Here is a 4820-nt window from a genome sequence, read left to right on the forward strand (position 1 = left end):
AGGCACACCATCTACCGCCGCTGGGAAGGCAAGGACGAGCTGATCCTGGCCGCCATCGCCTGCACCGACTCGGCCGACCTGGGTCCCGACGGCTTGCCGGACACCGGCACACTGCGCTCGGACTTCCTGGCCCTGCTGGACCCGAACTGGATGGGCGGCAGCGAGCGGCGCCTGCGCATCCTGAGCAGTGTCTCGGCCATGATCACCCGCACTCCCAGGGCCGTGGACGCCGTGACCAAGGCCATCGTCGAACCGTCAACCGCCGCCTACCGGTTCCTGATCCAGCGGGCCGTCGATCGGGGCGAATACGCCCCGCCACACAACCTCGACGCTCTGGCACGGGTGATCCCGTCGATGGCGGCCTACCGAGCGTTCTTCATGCAACAGGTCGTCGACGAGGAATTCATGCTCTCGATCATCGACGGCGTCGTGCTGGCCGCACTTCGCGAACCAACCGCTGCCAACCACTGAAGAGCGATGCTGATCCACAGAAACATCTGGCCTCGACATGGCTGCTTACACCGCACCAGCCATGAGGTCGACGACGAACTGGGCCAGCTCGACGCCGCCAGCTACCGGCCGCGGGGCACCGTCTGTGGATGAGCCGGTCGGTTAGCCTGTCGAACATGTCAGAGATCCCGAGCCTTCACGACTGGGCGGGCGGGGATGCCGCCTTCACCCGGCTGATCAATGCGTTCTACGACCGGGTCGAGAACGACGAGCTGATTTCCCCGTTGTTCCCCGGTGGGGTGTCGGCCGAGCACCGCGAACACGTCGTTGCGTGGTGGATCGAGGTGTTCGGTGGCGCGGATGGATACACCGAGAACTTCGGCGGTCACCACCACATGATCAACCGGCACGCCAACCTCGCCATCACGCCTGAGCAGCGGTTCCGTTTCGCGTCGCTGATGAGCTTGGCCGCCGACGACGCGAAGCTGCCGTCCGACCCGGAGTTCCGGGCCGCGTTCATGGGTTACGTCGAGTGGGGCACCCGGTTCGCGGTGATCAACTCAACGCCGGGCGCAGACCTCGATTACCAAGCGCCTGTCCTGCACTGGGGATGGGGTGTCGCCCCGCCGTACGTTCCGGGCGACTGAAGTGCCCGTAACTTTCGGCGTGCAATGTACATGGCTCACGTGGCTCCGAGGGTGCAGGACACAAGAAGCCCGATCGCCAGTGATGTGAGCCGCCATCCGCCGGAAACGTCCGAACCGACAAGTGCGTCGGCGCGGTGGACGTGACCCGCCACACCGATAGTTCGATCTTGGCGGATTCCGGTCAGCCCACACACATCGGCTCTTATCTCCTGGTGGCACGACCGCTGCGCGGCCAGGGGGACTGCCGTCTGTATTTAATAGTGGAGCTTTCCCTGTCGTGCACGGGAGGCCAAGTTCTGCAACGTGGATTCTTTGAGGCGTCCGGTGTGGGCCACTCGCACGTCGCCTTGTGAGGTGTCGGCGATAGCGATGATGGTGCGGATACTCGTGTGGCTGTCGTCAGCGAACATGGGTGGCAAGGCGTGATGAGGCGGCAGGACGGTTTCCGTCAACGCATCGCCAACAAATATCGTCCCGTTAGGGAGGATCACGCTCTGGGAGCCGGCCGTATGCCCCGGAGTTAAGAAGGAGCGTCCGAATCCCCCGTACTGCTGTAGGTCTTCCGAGTCGCCGAGCTCGATATCGGGTGTCACGGGGGCTCGGTCTCCGTGCATCACGAGCGGAGCAAGGATCTTTCCTCGGAGCCGGGTGGGCTTGACGCTGAGCCGGCCGCCTCGACGCAAGTTGTCCGCATCCAGCTTGTGGATCGCCACCGGTGCCCCGGTGTCCCGCCGCAGCGCGTCAGCGGCCCCGACATGGTCGTAGTGATAGTGGGTCAGGGCGATCAATTGCAGTTTGACTTTCAATTCGGCAAGCTTCGCAAGAACCTTAGGAACAATTGTCTCGGACGCGGCGTCGATCAGCATGGCCGTATCGCCGGACACGGTCAGGTAGGACGTAGAGATCACATCGCGAATGGGATATATGTCCACAACTCGTTCTTCTCTCTATTTATGTTGGATGAAGCTTGAGCTCTCAATCAATGCGTAGCAGTACGGCGGCACGCATGCCCTGAATTAGAAGGGGCAATGATTCGATCCGTCATTGCCCAAAACGGATGGAGGCCCACTACCTGTAAACGCTAAAGACCGAGACAGATTTCGTTTTGATGGCGACTGGGAAGTTTCGTCGCAGCGATTTCTGCGGGCAACGCGGTCAGTCGGGCTCGCGTAGTCGGGCGATCGAGGTGATGAGGTCTACCTCGGTCTGGGTGAGGTCGGGCCAGGGGAACTGGTAGCCGTTGCCGCGCAACATGACGAAGCCATGCATGGCCGCCCACAACTGCGTCGCGGTGGACAGGACGTCTTTCGCGCTGGACGACCCGTCAGCGATACATTGCCGGACACCGTCCATGAGGGCGGCGAACGGTCCGGCATCAGGGGTGCGGGTGTCCGGTCCGTCGCCGGCTGGGCTGGGCTCCTCTCCGCGGAGTAGCCGATTGCGGTTGAAGAGCAGCCCGTAGAGGTGGGGGTTGGCGATACCGAACGCCATGTAGGCGCGGCAGCCGGCGATGAGCCGGTCCCGGGGAACGTCGATTCCTTCTTTTGCCTGCGCGATGAAGCGTCCCAGTTGGGCGAAGGTCTCGACGGTGACGGCCTGGACGATCTCGTCCGGCCCGGCGAAATGCAGATAGATCGATTGAGGGGCGATGCCGATGCGCCGCGCCAGCCCGCGCAGGGTGACCGCGCTTTCGTATCCGTCCTCGATGAGGATCTCCCGGGCGGCCGAGACGATGTCGCCACGCAGTGCCTGCCCCGCACCTCGGGCATTGCGCCGCCTGCTCCCGGTCTGCCCTGTGCTCACGGCCGTGAGCTTACATCGGCGACCGGGTTATCGGGCCCGACGTCAGCCGAGCGGGTCGGGCACTTCGTCGGCGGTAGCTGCTGCGCGCAGCTGAGCGGTGTTGTCGCCGCGCAGAGGTTCGCCGTGACCGAAGCAGACGACATCGACGTCAATGTCGGCGAAACGGCGAAACGAATCGCGGGCCTTCGGCCGGTCGTGGTTGAACGGTCCGAGCATGACCTGGCCCTGCTGCCGGGTAGCCACATCACCGGTGAAGAGCACGGCTTCGTTCGGGAAGTGCAGGGCGATGCTGCCGTCGGTGTGGCCCGGAGTCGACAGCACGTGCGCGCCGATCACGTCGAGTGCCTCATTGTCGTCGAGTTCGCGGTCGACACGTGACGGTGGAGCATCGGGGATGGAGCCGGCGATGTGGGCGTAGAACTCTTCTTCGGTATGGGTGAGGGTGGGGAATGAGCCGGAACTGTCGCCGCGGATGATCGGGACGTCGCTGCGGTGGGCCCAGATCTGCGTGTTCGGCCATGTGGCCAGTTCGGCGGCGGATCCGGCGTGGTCGGGGTGCCAGTGAGTGAGAACGACGTGGGTCAGCGATTCGCGGTCCAGCCCCCAGTCGCGCAACACCGCGGCGATGGCGTCGCCCTGGCCGGCAATGCCGGTGTCGACCAGCACCACCTTTGACCCGCGGCGCAGTAGGTACGCCTGTCCTGGTCCGGTGTCGAGCACCATGCGCAGGTCAGAACGCACATCGACGACATTCATATCAGTCTCCCTCGATCGAACGGGTCGGACCCGCGTGCCGTGAAACACCAAACTCTCACTTCACGGTCTTCCACTCACGGCTTTCAGGTCACGGGTGTGAGGTTACGTCAGCCCGCGAGGATCTGGCAACACTTGTTTTCGCCCGTCATGCGCGCCGCGTCGTGGCCATTTGGACCCGTGTAGTCGGTGATCTCTGCGCGCTCCCACCTTGGCCGGGGGCAGCCCTCTGTGGAGCAAACCGGACTCAGCCTCGACCCGGAATCTCGTTAACGCGACAGACCTCAGCTTTTCGACCTCCGTAGCGGGAGGTGGATGAGGTTGTCGGGGACCTCGTCAGTGCCGTTCGTGTCAGTGGAGTGTTCCGAGCGCGTCGCGTCGCGGGTGGGTCCGGGCGTTTTCGAGGCGTGGGCTGTTGCGCGGAGAACGGTGTTGGCGAGGGCCAGGTTCGTGACGAGCTGCCGGAGTTTGTCGATCTCGGCGGCTTGGTCCGCAACGGTCCTTGTTAGCTTCTTGACGGCTTCCTGGAGTCGTTTCTCGGTTTCTGGGATCTGCTGGGTTTCGGTGCGTACCCGCGCGTAGAACTCGGTCTTCAGGTCAGCGTGCCGCTTTATGAGGGCCATGCGGTGGACGCCGACCTCGAGGGCCAGGGCGACGACGGTGAGGCTGCCGTTGGAGGTGGTGGCCTGTCCGGCCAGGAGCCGGTCCATGGCGGCGCGGATGCGGGCGCGTTCGTCGTCGTGCTGCTCGGTCACGCCAACTCCTCGGCGGTGCGGGCGGTGGCATCGTGGGCGTCGGCGAGCGACCAGGGAGCGTTGCATCGGCTCGGGGACCGGCAGGTTGGTGAAGTCGAACGTCTTGGCGTGCCCCTCGTGGTTGGCCACGGTCACCACCAGGCCCTGCGCGGCCAGGGTTGGCTCGACACGGTAGTCCGCCGGCGGCCTCGCCGCCCGATGCCCCTGCCCGCTCACCGGCGGTCCTGCGGCAGCCGGTCGACCAGCGTCTCCACGTCCTGAATTCCCGAGGTCTCCCGGGCCAGCCGCGAGAACACCTCATCCAGATCCTCAACCCGCCCCGGTGGGGCGTCAGCGCGTTGCCAAAGAGTCAAGGTTGACGGCTGCGGGTGTGGTTCCTGTGCGTTGCCTCAATGATCAGTTCACCAACCGA

7 protein-coding genes are annotated in these 4820 nt (G+C 64.5%); 2 read left to right on the plus strand and 5 right to left on the minus strand.

The window, feature by feature from the left end; genetic code table 11:
• Both LXN57_RS47460 and LXN57_RS47465 read left to right on the plus strand, forming a co-directional pair.
• On the plus strand, positions 1 to 471 hold a 471-nt coding region (locus LXN57_RS47460; protein WP_251804920.1), incomplete at its 5' end, for a TetR-like C-terminal domain-containing protein.
• Between the two features lie 155 nt (positions 472 to 626).
• Positions 627 to 1097 carry a group II truncated hemoglobin gene (locus LXN57_RS47465; RefSeq protein WP_251804921.1) on the plus strand — a complete coding sequence of 157 codons (471 nt, stop codon included), beginning with the start codon at positions 627 to 629 and terminating at the stop codon, positions 1095 to 1097.
• Positions 1098 to 1351: 254 nt separating this feature from the next.
• Here LXN57_RS47465 and LXN57_RS47470 read toward each other — a convergent pair whose 3' ends face one another.
• From LXN57_RS47470 to LXN57_RS47490, 5 genes are all read right to left on the minus strand, one after another.
• Positions 1352 to 2005: an MBL fold metallo-hydrolase gene (locus LXN57_RS47470; RefSeq protein WP_251804922.1), complete on the minus strand. Its 654-nt coding sequence runs from the start codon at positions 2003 to 2005 to the stop codon at positions 1352 to 1354.
• Positions 2006 to 2252: 247 nt separating this feature from the next.
• Positions 2253 to 2900, minus strand: coding sequence for a TetR/AcrR family transcriptional regulator (locus LXN57_RS47475; RefSeq protein ID WP_251804923.1), 648 nt, complete (start codon positions 2898 to 2900; stop codon positions 2253 to 2255).
• A 42-nt stretch (positions 2901 to 2942) separates the two neighbouring features.
• Complete coding sequence (locus LXN57_RS47480; RefSeq protein WP_251804924.1) at positions 2943 to 3623, minus strand: MBL fold metallo-hydrolase; 681 nt, start codon at positions 3621 to 3623, stop codon at positions 2943 to 2945.
• Between the two features lie 314 nt (positions 3624 to 3937).
• On the minus strand, positions 3938 to 4408 hold the full coding sequence (locus LXN57_RS47485; RefSeq protein ID WP_251804925.1) for a hypothetical protein: 471 nt from the start codon (positions 4406 to 4408) through the stop codon (positions 3938 to 3940).
• 212 nt (positions 4409 to 4620) lie between these two features.
• Complete coding sequence (locus LXN57_RS47490) at positions 4621 to 4761, minus strand: hypothetical protein (protein ID WP_251804926.1); 141 nt, start codon at positions 4759 to 4761, stop codon at positions 4621 to 4623.
• Between the last annotated feature and the right edge of the window lie 59 nt (positions 4762 to 4820).

It is taken from the genome of Paractinoplanes hotanensis (assembly GCF_023717965.1).
Lineage (GTDB): Bacteria > Actinomycetota > Actinomycetes > Mycobacteriales > Micromonosporaceae > Actinoplanes > Actinoplanes polyasparticus.

Coding starts and splice junctions, on each gene's coding strand:
- LXN57_RS47465 (WP_251804921.1), top strand. CDS start 627: ATGTCAGAGATCCCGAGCCTTCACGACTGGGCGGGCGGGGATGCCGCC.
- LXN57_RS47480 (WP_251804924.1), bottom strand. CDS start 3,623: ATGGTGCTCGACACCGGACCAGGACAGGCGTACCTACTGCGCCGCGGG.